The organism is Pontiella desulfatans (assembly GCF_900890425.1).
Lineage (GTDB): Bacteria > Verrucomicrobiota > Kiritimatiellia > Kiritimatiellales > Pontiellaceae > Pontiella > Pontiella desulfatans.
In genome coordinates this window covers 1-15,252 of record NZ_CAAHFG010000001.1, presented here as the reverse complement: position 1 = coordinate 15,252, position 15,252 = coordinate 1, and the positions used below count along the sequence as shown (strand labels likewise).

General features: G+C 57.2%; 9 protein-coding genes, 1 tRNA gene and 1 pseudogene. 2 read left to right on the top strand and 9 right to left on the bottom strand.

The window, feature by feature from the left end; translation table 11 throughout:
- Positions 1 to 61 precede the first annotated feature (61 nt).
- The 7 genes from E9954_RS00055 to E9954_RS00025 all read right to left on the bottom strand — a co-directional run bounded on the left by E9954_RS00055 (position 62) and on the right by E9954_RS00025 (position 11,787).
- The gene (locus E9954_RS00055) at positions 62 to 643 is read right to left on the bottom strand and encodes a transposase (RefSeq protein WP_222846979.1); all 582 of its coding nucleotides are present in this window, start codon (positions 641 to 643) and stop codon (positions 62 to 64) included.
- 84 nt (positions 644 to 727) lie between these two features.
- Positions 728 to 2,860, bottom strand: a complete 2,133-nt coding sequence (locus tag E9954_RS00050; protein ID WP_136077219.1) for a glycosyl hydrolase family 65 protein — start codon at positions 2,858 to 2,860, stop codon at positions 728 to 730.
- Positions 2,861 to 2,916: 56 nt separating this feature from the next.
- The gene (locus tag E9954_RS00045; RefSeq protein ID WP_222846978.1) at positions 2,917 to 4,350 is read right to left on the bottom strand and encodes a sulfatase family protein; all 1,434 of its coding nucleotides are present in this window, start codon (positions 4,348 to 4,350) and stop codon (positions 2,917 to 2,919) included.
- A gap of 10 nt (positions 4,351 to 4,360) precedes the next feature.
- Positions 4,361 to 6,196, bottom strand: coding sequence for a sulfatase (locus tag E9954_RS00040; RefSeq protein WP_222846977.1), 1,836 nt, complete (start codon positions 6,194 to 6,196; stop codon positions 4,361 to 4,363).
- 67 nt (positions 6,197 to 6,263) lie between these two features.
- Positions 6,264 to 7,754, bottom strand: coding sequence for a sulfatase family protein (locus E9954_RS00035; protein WP_168441857.1), 1,491 nt, complete (start codon positions 7,752 to 7,754; stop codon positions 6,264 to 6,266).
- Complete coding sequence (locus E9954_RS00030; protein WP_136077217.1) at positions 7,741 to 9,504, bottom strand: MFS transporter; 1,764 nt, start codon at positions 9,502 to 9,504, stop codon at positions 7,741 to 7,743. The genes E9954_RS00035 and E9954_RS00030 overlap by 14 nt, the downstream gene beginning before the upstream one ends.
- 18 nt (positions 9,505 to 9,522) lie before the next feature.
- Positions 9,523 to 11,787, bottom strand: a complete 2,265-nt coding sequence (locus tag E9954_RS00025; RefSeq protein ID WP_136077216.1) for an alpha-L-rhamnosidase — start codon at positions 11,785 to 11,787, stop codon at positions 9,523 to 9,525.
- A gap of 184 nt (positions 11,788 to 11,971) precedes the next feature.
- On the opposite strand from E9954_RS00025, the gene E9954_RS00020 reads away from it, so the two are divergent.
- Positions 11,972 to 13,060: a LacI family DNA-binding transcriptional regulator gene (locus E9954_RS00020; RefSeq protein ID WP_136077215.1), complete on the top strand. Its 1,089-nt coding sequence runs from the start codon at positions 11,972 to 11,974 to the stop codon at positions 13,058 to 13,060.
- 164 nt (positions 13,061 to 13,224) lie between these two features.
- Positions 13,225 to 13,301: transfer RNA gene (locus E9954_RS00015), tRNA-Met, on the top strand.
- 230 nt (positions 13,302 to 13,531) lie between these two features.
- Here the strand turns inward: E9954_RS00015 and E9954_RS00010 are convergent.
- Positions 13,532 to 14,470: pseudogene (locus E9954_RS00010) on the bottom strand (IS1595 family transposase).
- A gap of 186 nt (positions 14,471 to 14,656) precedes the next feature.
- Entirely contained in the window at positions 14,657 to 14,980 is a 324-nt protein-coding gene (locus E9954_RS00005) for a hypothetical protein (RefSeq protein WP_136077214.1), read from the bottom strand.
- Positions 14,981 to 15,252 lie beyond the last annotated feature (272 nt).

The window sequence follows — 15,252 nt, the reverse complement described above, 5'->3', positions numbered from 1 at the left end:
AAGAATGTCCCCGCTCCTATTTCACAAACTAACGGAGCGGGGACATTCCTGTCCCCAACCGTTAACCATGCTCCTTTTCAAACAACAAAAATTGACCTTCGCACAATTTTGCCTTTATCGGATTCTTGCGGATATATTCCCGGCACTTGAACAAATGGCGTTCATTACGAATCAGGCGATCCCAATAATCGGATTGCCATAGCGTACCTCTCGTGCCCAACACCTTATTGATTTCCCGCGCCGTGAACCCCTTCCATGACTTGATGATATCCTCCAGCTTATGCTTTTCCAACGGTCGGAAAAGGACATGAACGTGATTCGGCATCACCACATAGGATTCGAGTTCGTAACGCTCCCTATCGAAATGCAACAACGCATTCGCGACTATGGCCGCAGTTGAAGGAACTTTCAAAACGCATGCTCCACACCCTTCATCCAGCCATTCATCCAGCTTACGCGAAAAGCGCTTGTGGTATTGCTGCTCAGTCTCTTCATCCCATGGTTGTTGATGGTGCCTCAGCCATGCAGTGCGGAGTTCCATCCATTCCGACAACCGTGATTGCGGAATCGAATCGGCCAAACGCCATGTCGCAAAAACGAAAGCTTCGCCCTGCTGCCAGTGCGGCAGATGGTTCTTGTGCATCTCGATTTCGGCATATGGATTTAGGAACTTCATTATCCTTTTTCAATGTCGGGGACAAGAATGTCCCCGCTCCTGTTTCCTGTTCTAACGGAGCGGGGGCTTTCCAGCCCCCGACGGGGACAGGAATGTCCCCGCTCCTTTGATGTGCAACTCTTCGTTTCTAAACTTAATTTTAAAGGAAGTTGCAGGCTCGGATTTCACGACCAGCTTAATGCTGGATTCCGAAACCGTCACATCCATCGGCACGCCTTGATAAAGGAGATTGCGCACGGTCATTTGCGGGCAATCCTTGGGCAGGTTGGGTTCGATGTTGAGCATCTGGCCATCGGGCCGCAGCCCCATGAAACCGAAGGGGACGACCGCCGAGAGCATGCTGCTTTCGGTGAACTCGAAATCGATGCCGACACCGCCGGCCGTACCGCCGCCCTGCAGCGTGGTGCCACCCTTGCCATCGCCATAATATTTGCGGTAACCGCCGTAGGCCTGCACTTCTTCATCCCATGCCCGGATTTCCATCAGGCGCTCCCAGGCGTTGTCCGCACCGAGCGTCTTGATGCGGCTCATGACATCGTAGAACGAAAAACCGAGCACCGCGCCGCCATCCTGCACCTGCCCGCCGAACGGCAACGTCTCCGGCCCCGTCCATGCGAAGGAATACCATTCAACATTGCGCTTCGTGGTCGCCCGCGGCGCAAGACGGTAGGTGTAGATGTCCGCCCCCGTTGAGGTGTCGCCCTCGACACTGCGTTTTCCACCGATCCATTCCATGATCCGTTTCGCATTCGCATCATTCGCAATGCCATAGTGGATCGCCTCCAGGTTGACGAAGGTGAACCCATAGTCGTGAGGAATTCCATCGGCATCGATGGTGCCCACAAAGCGTCCGGCTTTATTGTCAAAAAACTTTTCATTTGCGGTTTTCTTCACAGCGCCGGCATGCATGCGCAATGCCTGCGCATCGCCGCCTGTGACATCCTCGAGTTCCGCCATGGCAAGGAGCGCTGCGTAATAATGCGTGGTGGTATACATGTCGTCCCAGCCAAACGGCAGCAGATCCCAATAATTTCCCCCCTTGCCGTGGCCAACGTGGAAGGTCTTGGTTCCATCGGCGTTGACGGTATAACCCGGCCGGCCGTCGTGCCCGTGCCATGTGCAACGGATATGGTTCAGCGCGCGGCCATTGCCCTCTTCCATCATGTACTTCATCGCCGTGCGCAGGCGGGGCATTTGCTGCTTGAGAAATTCAGCGTCGCCCGTCCATCGGAAATATTCATAGGCCGCCTTGATGTAGATGGAGTTGTTGACGAGATGGCGCGTGTCCCAATGCGTGAAGATCGAGCGAACAAAAAGCGTACGCCCTTTTTCAAGCCCCCCGAACCGGAAACGAATGCGGGTAATTTTTCCATTCCACTCGGGACGCTCATGTAGAGACAGGATCGAATGAAACATGCCCGTATCCGAACTATAGGGTTCGATGGTGTCTGCCGAGAATTCCATCCGTCGCTTGTCGCTCCAGTCCGTATCGCCCTCGCACTTCCACTCCAACACCGGGCGCACCGAGTACGCATTTCCTTCAGCATGCCAACGGATCTGAATGAAGGGACAATTAAAGGAATCCAGCTCCACCCCTTCCGGACTGGTGAGGGTCGGCAGCTTGCCCGACACCTTAAGTTTCCAGGCATGCCTCTCTTCGAAAATTCCTTCGGACGCAAGATCATCCAGCGTCCACGTTTTGGACGCAGCCTCTCCGAAATGCTCGGGGGCAGCACCTCGGGCAGGTGCATAGCAGATTTCCCACCCTTTCGGTTCATCATAGAAATGCCAACCGGCGGTGGTGCCACGGAACCCGTTTTTGTACGGCACCTGCACCCAATGCGGGAACGGCCACCCGTGGTCGTGCGAGGATGCGCCGTGCTGCTGCGTGAGCACATAGCCATCGTTCGCCAGTCCCTGTTCCGACAGCACGATTCGATGCTGTTCCTGAATCGAACGAGCGCCCCATTTTGCTCCGTTAAGCCATGCATCCGATAGGGCCAGATATTCGCGGGGGAAGATCGTGTTTTCGATGTTCACCCGGTTGGTGAAAAAAGAATCGATGTAGCCGTTCACCCACGTTGAAGCCGCTGCGTCGGAAAATTCGAACCGCGTTACGTCATCGTCAACGCTTCCCTGCCCGAACGCGGATAAAGAGACAAGCAAACTGAAGATATATGCCATGTAAACGGCGCGGGGGCGTTCCAGCCCCCGAGGGGAACAGGAATGTCCCCCCTCCTTTACTGCGCTAGATTTAAGTAATGTTTGTACCATTTGACTTCCTGATCGTTGAACAATGCGGGGGGAATGCCCCTGGGCTTAAGTTCGTTGTTCCATTTGACCAGCGCCTCCTTGAGCTGCGCTGCTTTTTCCGGGTGCTTCGCAATGAGGTTTTCGTGTTCATGCTTTTCGCTCGAAAGGTCGAAGAGCATTTCGCGGCCATCGCCGAGCCAGATATATTTCCAGTCGCCGCGCCGCACGGTGGTCTGCCCCCAGAAACGCCAGAAGAGATCGCGCCCGGGCAACGGCCTTTGTGCATTGGAAAAGCGCGGAATCAGGTTGACGCCGTCGAGTTCCGCCGGGATCGGTGCGCCGGCCGCGGCCAGGCAGGTCGGCGCGACATCGAGCGTGATGACCGGATCCTCGCAGACCTGCCCCGCCGGAAAGGTTCCGGGCCAAGCCGCGATATACGGAACGCGGACGCCGCCTTCCATGACCATCCCCTTCTCACCCACCCACGGCGTGTTGAGCGAGCCATCCCACGCGCCACCGGGGAAGGAGATTGGAATGTCCTCCATATCGATCTTCAGCGGCGCGCCGTTGTCGGCGATGACGAAGATCAACGTATCCTTCTCGAGCTTGAGCTCTTTCAACCGCTCGCGGATTCGGCCAACGCCGTCGTCCATCGCGGAAATCATGGCGAGCGCGTAGCGGCGGCGTTCCGGCATTTCGCCGGGGAAGCGCGACAGATAGTTTTCCGTCGCCTCCATCGGCACGTGCGGTGCGAAATAGGCGCAGTAGAGAAAGAACGGTTCGTCCTTGTTGCGATCAATGAAGGCGAGCGATGCATCGGTCTGGATGTCGAGACGGTAGCCCTTCATGTTTTTCCACTCGCCGTCTTTTTCCAGATCGTTTCCGTCGAGATCGTAGTTGGCCCAGTAGCGATACATCTCGCCCTTGAAAAACTCGTCGAAACCGCGGTTGCCCGGATAGTACGGCAGAATCTGCCTGAACGGGATTTTTGTTTTCGCCGTCGCGTTCCCGACGCCCAGCGAATCCTTGATCCAATCCGAGCACGTCCAGTTGGGTTCGAGATGCCATTTGCCGACCATGCCCGTGCGGTAGCCGGCGGCGCGCATGCGATCGGCCAGCGTGGTTTCGGCCAGCGGCAGCGGCCCCTCGCCATTATGGCCGAAGCCGAAGCGCTGCTGGTACTTCCCGGTCATCACGCCGGCGCGCGACGGGCAGCATTGCGGCGCGGTGGAATAGCCATGTTTGCAGAGGACGCCATCGCGGGCGAGCTGGTCAAGGTGCGGGGTCTTCACGTCGTCCGCCATGCCGTGGATGCCCAGATCCGCCCAGCCATGGTCGTCGGTGTAGAACACGATCACGTTGGGTTTCTTTGCGAATGCAACGCTCGCAATCAGCATGATAGCAAAAATAATTCTACGCACCGGAAATGCCTCAATAGAATTCGTATTCGGTGATGACGGAACCATCGGGCGTGAGGAGTTTGACATTCCGCAGTTCCACGACATCGCCCTCGTTCGACAAGACGAAACGAACATCCTTGATCCGGCTGGGGAAATCCATCTTGACCCGGAACGGCTTCCACTCGTTCGAAAGCGCCTTCGCCACATTGCGTTCGGGCACGCCGAAATCCGGTGCGCCGTGCGACGTCCACTGCACGCTGACGATGTTTCCTTTTGCCGAGCGGGCCTCGAACTCCAGCCACGCTTCGCTCACCAGACTCGGTGTGACGCGGGTACGGGCATCGAATTGCGGCTGCCCGGCCTCCAGCACCAATGCGCCGTCCTGCGCGGCAATGGTGCCGTTGCCCTTGGCCGACCAAACGCCGACGGTCTTTCCGTTATAGGCCTCGTTACGATTGGCCTTCAGCGAACCTGAATTCTTGAAATAGCGATCCAGCGCGGCGGCCATGGTTTGAACCTTTTCCGGATAGGCGGAAGCCAGGTTCTTCGTTTCGCCGATGTCGTCCTTCATATTGTAGAGCTCATAGCGATGCTCCTGCCCGGCGCCATCGAACCAGAAGCGCAGCAGCTTCCAGTCGCCCTCGCGGATCCACGTGTTGGGCACGTTCATCGTTGCGGGAACAAAGTGGGTGAAGTCGCAGAGGGTCGGGCCACGGTCGTGGGCCCTGCCCTGCAGCGCGGGGACATAGCTGACGCCATCCTTGTGATCCAGCGGGCGCTGCTGCTGCCCGGTCATTTCGAGCAGCGACGGATAGTGGTCGACGGTCGAGATGACGGAAGGGTTGACCGTGCCGGGCTTGGTTTTTCCTGGCCAGCGGACGATGAGCGGAATGCGCACGCCGCCTTCATAGTTGTTCCCCTTGCCGGAGCGCAACGGTTCGTTGTTGGTCGGCGTGGTGCCGTCGGCGACATCGTACATGTTGCCCCCGTTGTCGGAGGTGAAGATCACGATCGTGTCGTCGGCCATGCCGTTCTTTTCCAGCGCGTCAAGCACGCGGCCGACGTTGTCGTCCATCACCTCCACCATGGCCGCCATGGTGGGACTGTGCTGCGGATTGGCGGGGTCGGCTTTCTTTTTCCACTTTTCAACCAGCTCGGGCTTCGACTGGAACGGCGCGTGGACATCGTATAGCCAGAAGCACATGAAGAAGGGTTTGTTTTTGTTTTCACGGATGTATTCCACGGCGCGATCGCCGAGATAGTCGTCGATGTGCTTATCGGCAGGCGGATTGGCCGGCAGTGTTATTTTCTTATCCCATGGCGGGAAAAACTTGCGGTTGCCGTCCAGGCCGGGCGGCCCCGGATGTTCGCGGCCGCCGACAACAAAATCGAAGCCGTGGTTTTCCGGGATATAGGGATCGTGGCCCATGTGCCACTTGCCGAGGAAGGCGGTGGCATAGCCGGCATCCTTGAACGCTTCGCCGAGCGTATAGTATTCGAGCGGCAGATAGTTGATCGACGATGGCCCGGCGGCCCGCTGATCCGGGGAGGCCGAGTGCGCTTCGGCATGTTTGTGCTCGCCGGCGATGTGTCCGGAAGCGGAAGTAAAACCGGTGCGAACCGGATATTGCCCTGTCATGATGCTCGAGCGCGTCGGGCAGCAAAGCGGGTTGGCGGAATAGGCATCGGTGAACCGCATGCCGGTGGCGGCGAGGCGATCGACGTTCGGCGTTTCATAGAAGGAGCTTCCGTAGCATCCAGTGTCTTTCCATCCGAGGTCGTCCACCACGATGAACAACACGTTGGGTTGGCGCGCATGGGATGTCGCCAACAAACCAACAAACAGAAATAGCATCAGTTTTTTCATTCTCATTTCCTTTCAACGGAGCAGGGGCTTTCCTGCCCCCGACGGGGACAAGAATGTCCCCGCTCCTCTACTTCCTTCGTTTAATGCTGCGCGGATCGCCGATATCGCCTTCGGTTTCCATCCACTTTTTCAAGCTTTTACCCAAGCGAGCGGCCACCGATTTGTATTCGGGATTGGCTGCAAGGTTCTTTGTTTCATACGGGTCGTTCTTCAGATCATAGAGCTCGAACTGCGGGCGGAACATGCTCTCTTTGAGAAGGCGGTAGGCCTCGGGGAACTGTTCTTTGTTAAAAATGATTTCCTCGCAGGCATTGTTTTCCCAGATGTCGCTCGGCGTGGCATCCCACGGCATCCAGGCGGGTTGGTGCGCCACCTTGCGCCAGTTGGGATCGGTGGCCATGGTGTCGATGTCGAAGTCGGGCACGCGTTCATGGGCCTTGTTCCAGATATAGCGGTAGCGGCCGTCGGTGATGCTTCGGGTTGGGTAGTATTCCTGCGGGCTTCCGCCATGCGCGTTGTGCTCGGAGACGATGAAGGTGCGGCCGGCATCCTTGCGGCGGCCTTCGAGCACCGGACGCAATGATTTTCCCTGCACCGTTTCAGGGATTGGAAGTCCGGCGAAATCGAGGATGGTCGGCATGAGATCGACGTGTCCGACGAGCGCATCCGAAACGACTCCGCCTTTGATACCGGGCCCGGTGAAAGAGAGCGGGACATGCACGCCCCAGTCGTAGGCGGTGGCCTTGGCGCGGTGGTAGCAGAAGCCTTGGTCAGAGGAATAGATGAAGATCGTATTTTCCAGCAGGCCGGCCTCCGCAACGACTTCGAGGATAGCGCCGATCACGGCATCGGCGTGCTGGACGGTGGTGAGGTATTCGGCATAGTCCTGCCGCGTCCTGGGGGTGTCGGGCCAATGCGGCGGAAGCTCAACAAGGGCCGGATCCACCTTCGGAAGATCGCCATTGATCTTGATGTGCTTCTGGAACGGGCGGTGGGTGTTGTCGACATTGCACTGGATGAAGAACGGCTTGCCCTTGGCGGCCTTGATGAAGTTTTTCATCGCGTTGGCGCTGCCGGAGGGTTTGAGGTTGGCGGTGTCGCGGAAGTCGAACGGGAATTTCCAGGCCGGGCTGAGGTGCCACTTTTCGGTGATGCCGGTGAAGTAGCCGTTGTCGCGCAGCACCTCGATCAAGGTCGGGATGTCTTCGTGCACCCCGACGCCATCGACCTTGGAGGACTGGCGCGTGAAATCCCGGTCGGGGTCGGACAGGATGGGGCCGACGGTGTTGCGCCAGTGGCCATTGGCGGAGGAGTGCATTCCGGTGAGGATTGCGCCGCGGCACGGTGCGCACGAGGCCGACGCGGAATAAGCCTTGGTGAAAAACACGCCCTGCTTCGCCAGTTCGTCGATGTTGGGTGTTTCCAACCCCTGTACGCCGAGCATGCCGAGGTGGTACGACTGGTCGTCGGTCAACAACAGGACAACGTTGGGTTTTTGTTTCGCCTGCGCACCTAGGCCGAGCAGGCAGACCAGCGCGATTATTCTATTCAGCTTCATGGTCTTTCCTTTCATCCAGCAGGCGGCGGGTTTCTTCGGCGCGGGCGCGGGTGATGGGATAGAACACAAAAATCACCATGGCCATGACCAACCCCACCGCCTGGCATCCGATGATCAGTTTCTTCATGAGCAGGGCCACCCGCTTCTGCTCCTTGTAGTCGGTCAGAAAGCCGTCGTTGGCCATCTGGACAAATGTCGCCAGTTCCGCCTGCATCGATTCGGAAGCCTCCGGTTCATAAGCCTTCACCGCGGTGAGATAGAGGTTGAGCGCATCCTCGAAATCATACCAGCGGAAGAAGACGTTCTCGCCCTTCAGCAAACGGGAGAAGATGGTGAGCTTGCTGCCTTCGAGCCCTGACTGGTCCTCGGAAATCTCGATGAAGCGCGAAGCCGAAAGATCGAAGGTTTCGGATGCGGTCTTGAAGTCGCCTTCCTCAAGTTCCCATGCGCGGGCCGGTTCGATCAGCTGGGTGATGGTGCGGCTTTGGAACCGGTCCACTTCATCGGAACTGAAGCCGGTGAACTGCAAAAGCAATCCCCCGATCAGGGCGGTGACCGACAGGGCCGCCTTCAAGGCAAAGCCGTTAATGGCCCCGAACATGCCTTCGCGCCGCAATCCGGTCTTGAGTTCATCCTCATCGCAGATATCGGCCACCATCGAGCTGACCATCAGCCAGCAGCCCTGGAGACCCATGCAGGAGATCACCGTGGTCCACAGCTGGGCAAGCGGCCAGCGCGGATCCATGGCGATCCAGGCGCCGAGCACACCGGCCAGCGCGAAGCCGAGCCCCAGGAACATGGCGGTCTTTTTTCCGGTTCGGACCGATACGGCCGTGATGAGGAACATGCTCAGGTAGGAGACGATGGCCCCAAGCGTCCCGGACACCGCCACCAGCAACGCGCCGAAATCCTTGTTGCCGCCGCAGATGTAATAGATGTTGACGAATGCACCGAGGTTGCCGGCGGAAAAGAGCCCGACAATAATGATGATATAGGCGATCAGCAGAATCACAAACGGCTGGTTGGTCATGGTGGCCTTCAGCGATTCGCCGAACGGGGAAGTCTTCTGCAACTGGACATCTTTGCGCTCGCGGCATACGAAAACGGGCACAAGCCCCGTGACCACCACGAAAAGCCCCACCCCGACACTGACCCAAAAGGCACCCTGCCCTTCGTTGCTGAAGGCATCGTTCTGCGCAAGCTGGTAGACCCACGGCACGGTCAGGCTTCCAAACAGGCCGATGTACATGCGCCAGGAGAGCACGCGCGTTTTTTCATCGTAGTCGTTGGTCAGCTCGTAGCCCAGCGCGGTGTAGGGCACCACATAGAGGGTGTAGGTTATGGCAAAGATGACGCCGATCAGGATGGCGTAGATGAAGGCCGGGTTCTTCGCCCACACCTCGCTCGTTGCACTGCCCAACGGGGTCCAGAAAAAGGGAAGCAAAATGGCGGACAGGATGGCCCCCGCAACCATGTAGGGACGCCGGCGCCCCCACCTGCTGCGCGTATTGTCGGAAATATTCCCGATCAACGGATCGGTCAGGGCATCGACGAAACGCGGAATGGCGAAAGCAAGGCCGGCGAGTACAGGAGGCATCTTGAAATACTGGACGTAGATGACCATGAAGAGCATGTTCAGCACGTTGACCATGTAATTATCAGCAATGCCACCGAATCCCCAACCGATCCGGGTAAACATGGATACGTGTTCGGATGAAGGGGTTTTGTGCTGGGTGCTTTTCTTGATCATGAAAATCCTTAACTGCCTTTAAGCTAAAATGGCCTGCGGGGCGACACTGTTGAGCAGGCAGGTTTCTTCGTCGTCGGGAAGGACCTTGAACAAATGACGTCCTGCGGGCACCCTTTCGGTCAGGAACGGCAATCGAGCCGTCGCGGGAACCGGAGTCTCCAGCTCGATCTCGAACCCGGCATCCGCCTTTTTCCAATGGATGGAAACCCGCCCCTGGAGCGAATCGAACGAGGCCTTCACGAAATCGAAGCGGTCGGTCAGGCACGGGGCAACCTCCAACGTTTGGAAGCCGGGCGCGCCGGGCTTGATTCCGGCAAGCGACTCGAACATCCATTCGCAAACGGAGCCGAAGGCATAGTGGTTGAACGAATTCATGCCCACGTCGCCGAATCCGTTTTCCTCGGTCCAGCTGTTCCAGCGCTCCCAGATGGTGGTCGCCCCCTGGTTCACGGCATAGAGCCAAGAAGGGTGTTCCTCGTTGAGCAGCAGCTGCACCGCCAGGTCCGGGCGGCCTGCCTTGGTGAGCGCCGGGCAGAGGTAGCCGGTTCCGACAAAACCCGTGGAGAGATAGCCGTTGTGTTCTTCCAGGCTTTGGACGAGGCCCTGTTTTGCTTTTTCCAAGTCATCCCCGTCCAACAAATCCATGGCAATGGATAGCGCACAGGCCGTTTGCGTTTTCACGGCGATTTCGGCGCCCTCGAACAGCGCATCGCGAAACAGGGCCTTCCCCCTTCTCGCTTCGTTCATGAAATGGGCAACATCGTCGGCGGCATCCAGCGCAGCGGCCATCTCGGCCATCAGCTGCGCGTCGTAGGCACGATAGGCCAGGCCAATCAGGCGGGTTGGCGTTTCGGAATTAAAGTGCAGCCAGTCGCCATAGGATTCCGCATCAGGCCCGTTGTGCCGGTTGTCGTCGGAACCGATCAGCTCCATGAATTTTTTCATCTGCGTCCACCAGGGACGGATGAACCCCGTAGCCCCATAGGCCTGCCACAGCACATAGGGGCAAATGATGCCGGCGTCCGCCCAGGCGGCACTGGCAAAACCCAACCGCCCCATGAATGGCGCCATGTCGGGATAGCCGCCATTCGCGTGCTGTGCGTCGTGCAGATCGACGAGCCACTTTTCATAAAACGGGCGGATATCGGCGAGATAGGTGGCAGAACGGATAAACATCTGGGTATCCCCCGTCCAGCCCAGGCGTTCGTCGCGCTGCGGGCAGTCGGTTGGAACATCGATATAATTGCCCCGGAAGCCCCACCGGATGTTGCTGAACAGCTGATTCACCTTTTCGTTCGAGCACTCGAAGGTGGAGGTCTCCTGCAATGCCGACATCCAGGCCACGCCGGTTACGGCATCGGGCTCCGGCTTGCTCGGCAGGCCGGAAACCTCCACATACTGGAACCCATGGAACGTGAAGCGCGGCTGCCACACCTCTTCACCGCCGCCCTTGGCGATATAGCGGTCAATCGCCTTGGCGCTACGCAGGTTTTCGGTATAGACGGTGCCATCGGGATTGAGCATTTCGCCGTGCTTCATCACCACTTCGGTGCCGGCAGGAACATCGATTTTCAGCCGCGCAACCCCCACCATGTTTTGGCCCAGGTTGAAAACATAGGTTCCGGGCTTGGGTTCGGATCGTCCAATGGCCGGCAGTTCCGCAACCGTATGAACCGGTTTTCCCGGATAGGATTCGATCGTTTCGGGCAACCGCTCATGGGCATCCAGCAGCGAGACCGGGAACCAACCGGCATCATCGAACCCGGGCCTATCCCAGCCGTCAATTTCCTTGCGGGCGTCGTAGGTCTCGCCCATGAGCAGGTCGGCTTCCAGAATCGGCCCCTCGACACTCTTCCAGCTCGAATCCGAACAGATGGATGCGCTCGATCCATCAAGATATTCAATCACGAGCTCAACGCTAAACCAGGCATCGTGGCCATAATAGCCTTTGTCGCCAAACGGACCGAAGTAACCGGCGAACCATCCGGGAGCAACGATGCCCCCCAGCACATTGCCGCCCTCGTGCAACCGTTCGGTAACATCGTAGGAATGGAAATAGACCCGTTTCCGATAATCCGTCCAACCCGGAAGCAGATGATCCTCCCCCACTTTCCGCCCGTTGAGCCGCAACTCGCAAACCCCCAATGCCGTGACATGCGCCGTTGCCCTCGACACCCCCTTATCAAGATCGAACGACTTCCGGAGCAAAGGCGCACCCTCGCCCCAGCCCCGCCGAATCCACCCGGCCTTCCAAACCCCGACCTGCTCCTGTCCACCCACCATATCAAACCTCGCTGTAAACAGTATCACTTATAGCCGAAACGGGGTGCTTGTCACGCGTTTTTTATAAACAATCTGGTTATCAACCGAGTTTAAACAACATTCGCCTTGCTTATTCCACCGCCAAAATTCAGCATCGATTTTCTTAAAGAAATTTTTACTGTAAACCTTACAATCCGGATCGCATATGGCAGTCAAAGGCAAAAAACGCAAACGAACGAGCAATCGGGTCACCCTGGAAGACATCGCCCGCTACTGCGATGTCAGCAAAGCCACGGTCTCGCGCGTCCTGAACGGACACTTGAACGAATTCCCCGTTTCGGAGGAGATGATCCAACGCGTCAAAGCCGCCGCCGAGCAACTCGGCTACCGCCCCAACCGCCTGGCCCGCGCAATCCGCAACCAGCGCACCAACCTGATCGGGCTTTCCTTCATCCACATCGACTACCAGAGCATGGCCGAAGACAAGGTCGCCTACGAAAACCAGGTGATGGGTCAATTCACCAACTGCATCCTCTCCCACCCCGGCTTCAAGGACTACGACCTGGTGATCCATGACCGGGAGGAATTGAAAGACCGCGCCCTGCAGGAAGCCGACTTCAAGTCCGACCTGCTCGAAGGGCTGATCTACCTGACCCCCAGCGAAGACCACCGCGAATTTCTCGATGTAGCCTCCAAGGAGTTCCCCATCGTCCTGCTCGGCCAGATTGAAGGCGCCGAAGAAAAAGTACCCTGCATCGACATCAACAACCGGAAAATGGCAGCCAAGGCCGTCGACCATCTCCTTGAAAGCGGACGGAAAAACATCCTGCTGCTCATTCCCGATAAACTCCAGCACATCAGCTGCATCCAAGACCGGATCCGGGGCTACCGCGACGCGCTGGAAGCGAAGGACATCAAGGTTTCCGATGAATTCATCCGCAGCGTCCGCAGCCTGAAGGATAATGTGGAAAACTTTTTTTCCGACCTGCGCTGCATCGACGAAATCGACGCCATCTTCTGCCCCACCGACAACCTGGCGGCGCTCTGCATCCCCGCGCTAAAGGCCTGCGGAAAAAGCATTCCGGGCGACATTGCCATCATCGGCTTCGACGACCTCCCCTTCGCACAACACACCACGCCCCCCCTCTCAACCGTCCGCCGCCCCGTGGACAAGCAGGCCCATGCCGCCATCGACCTGCTTCTGAAAATCCTTAAGAAGGAAATTCCCTACGAACCCGGCTTCCACGAAATTGAAACCGAGCTGGTTATCCGATCCTCAACACAAATCGACTAACCACCTCCAAGAGTCCGGCTTACAAATCCATCCAAACACCAGCAACCCCATCATGGCAAAGGGGGATCGGATGGATTGAATGCAAAGATGAGGAATAGTTGCAAAAACCCCTTGCGCGGCCCATTAAATCCGATACATTCCTCGGCCTTGTCAAACAAGAAGACTGCGGGGTAGAGCAGCCCGGTAGCTCGTCAGGCTCATAACCTGAAGGTCATTGGTTCAAATCCAATCCCCGCTACCAACTTCAAGGCCGGAACACACGTTCCGGCCTTTATTTTTAGGGGTTTTGTGGGATTATGGTGTTTCAAAGAAATTGATGCGACCGTTTGAAAAAGTCCTGAAAACCACCAACAAAAACAAACACAAGTACAAACACACCAACGCGGATTTAGAGGTACAACACCCCGAATTTGCGGGTTCAAGAAGCATTCTTGCAGAAAAAAAAGTTTTAGGGGTATTCACTTCGCTGGACTAAGTCTGTATCTTGTGGTTTCTTCCCCTGACCGACAGGGATATTTCCTTGAACCGAACGGGTTCCATAGCGACTGCATTTTGTAGCAGACGGTAAAGCAGCATTCCCCGCGAGCGGGAAGTGCGCCGGTTGAAGCGGAACGTGTATTCGTCGAGATAGTATGCCAAATGCTCGTGACTTACTGCGCCCTGATGTGTTCCGCCAAGCCACCGCTTAAGCAAACTGGCGACTCGATGGCAAAGGGGGAGCAGGTTCGCGCCAACATCCTCGGATTTCCGAACGACTTTATGGTCGTAGCCCAAAGCTCCCAAACCATTGTACCCCTTCCACCCGTCCGTCTTCACCTGCGTACCCGGATCAACCGTTTCTCGGATGGCCCCTTCAAGGCTTTTGGATGAGGCATCGGGTATTTTTACAAGGCGAATGCGACCGACGGCCTTACCATTCTCCTGCGCCACGATCAGCACAAGGGTCTTGCCTTCGGCTCCGCGCCCCCGTTTCCCGGGCCTTGTGCCGCCTATGAAGGTTTCATCCACCTGCACGGTTCCGGCCAGTCTTTCCCGTCCCGGACGTACCATCGCCCGGCGGAGCTTGTGCAGCCACGTCCATGCGGTCTTGTAGCTTCCGAGGCCGAGAACGCGCATCAGTCCCAAGGCGCTGGCTCCGTTCTTCTGGCTTGTCACCCACCAGATCGCCCTGAACCAGGACGCCAGCGGTTTGCGGGTGCCCTCAAAGATCGTACCCGAGGTTACAGATGTTTAACGACTGCACGTCTTGCACTTGAAAAGGCCGTCTGACAGTCGCCACGACTCCCCATGGCCACAGGCCGGGCAAAGGAAGCCGTTCGGCCATCGCAATGATGCAAGATAGTCGCGACATGCTTCTTCACTTGAAAAGTTCAGTTCCAATTCTTCCAGATCCTTTGGATACGCTTCCATGAAACGTGTGTACCACAACATGTGGGTCTAGTCCATCGAAGTGAATACCCCTAAAAAGTTTTTCAGGTACCCGTGTGTTGGCCCTGGAAATCGATTGGTTGGTACCACCACCCACAAACACGGCACAAACACACGCAAAAAAAGGGAGCGCGTGAACGCTCCCCTCCCCGCCGATTATGAATCCCTCTATGGAAGTTGTGCTTCGAGTTCCTTGGCGGAATCGCCTTTGCTCCAGGTTTGGAGAATTTCAAGGCGCGTCTGGTTGACGTGGTCGTACATGGTGCGGGCCTCGTCGCCGGTGACGGCCTGGTCGTCGAGCATGGGCTCGATGAGGGCGGTCAGCTCGTTGAGGTGGGTTACGGTCTTGCGGACACGGGCGACCAACTTGGTGGCCCGGCGGGATTCCAGCAGTTTCTGAATCACCGAAGTGAGCAGCTTGGCCACGATCTGTTCCAGCGGCAGATAGCGAAACAGGCTGATTCCGATTTTTGCGAGTATGACTTTAAGCATGGTTATTACCTCCTACTTAAAGTCGGGAAATCAAATGGTGATACTACCAAGCGATGGCTTCGAGGTTGGTGGGTGATCGGATTTCACCGTGGAAAATGACGAGAAAAGCGTTCTGACCCCTGCGTGACCCCTGCGCTGACCCCTGCGCCTGACCCCTGCGCCTGTTTTCACGCAAAAACTCACCGTATCCGGAGTCTGCACTAAGGTATCAGGAGGGGTTTCTTTTTATTACAGCCAAATATGGAGCGGAATGGACTATTATAGTGAGGGAA

Bases quoted from the DNA above. Each gene is read 5' to 3' on its own strand.
- E9954_RS00040 (WP_222846977.1), bottom strand. From the start codon at position 6,196: ATGAAAAAACTGATGCTATTTCTGTTTGTTGGTTTGTTGGCGACATCC.
- E9954_RS00005 (WP_136077214.1), bottom strand. From the start codon at position 14,980: ATGCTTAAAGTCATACTCGCAAAAATCGGAATCAGCCTGTTTCGCTAT.
- E9954_RS00030 (WP_136077217.1), bottom strand. From the start codon at position 9,504: ATGATCAAGAAAAGCACCCAGCACAAAACCCCTTCATCCGAACACGTA.
- E9954_RS00020 (WP_136077215.1), top strand. From the start codon at position 11,972: ATGGCAGTCAAAGGCAAAAAACGCAAACGAACGAGCAATCGGGTCACC.
- E9954_RS00050 (WP_136077219.1), bottom strand. From the start codon at position 2,860: ATGGCATATATCTTCAGTTTGCTTGTCTCTTTATCCGCGTTCGGGCAG.
- E9954_RS00025 (WP_136077216.1), bottom strand. From the start codon at position 11,787: ATGGTGGGTGGACAGGAGCAGGTCGGGGTTTGGAAGGCCGGGTGGATT.
- E9954_RS00035 (WP_168441857.1), bottom strand. From the start codon at position 7,754: ATGAAGCTGAATAGAATAATCGCGCTGGTCTGCCTGCTCGGCCTAGGT.
- E9954_RS00055 (WP_222846979.1), bottom strand. From the start codon at position 643: ATGCACAAGAACCATCTGCCGCACTGGCAGCAGGGCGAAGCTTTCGTT.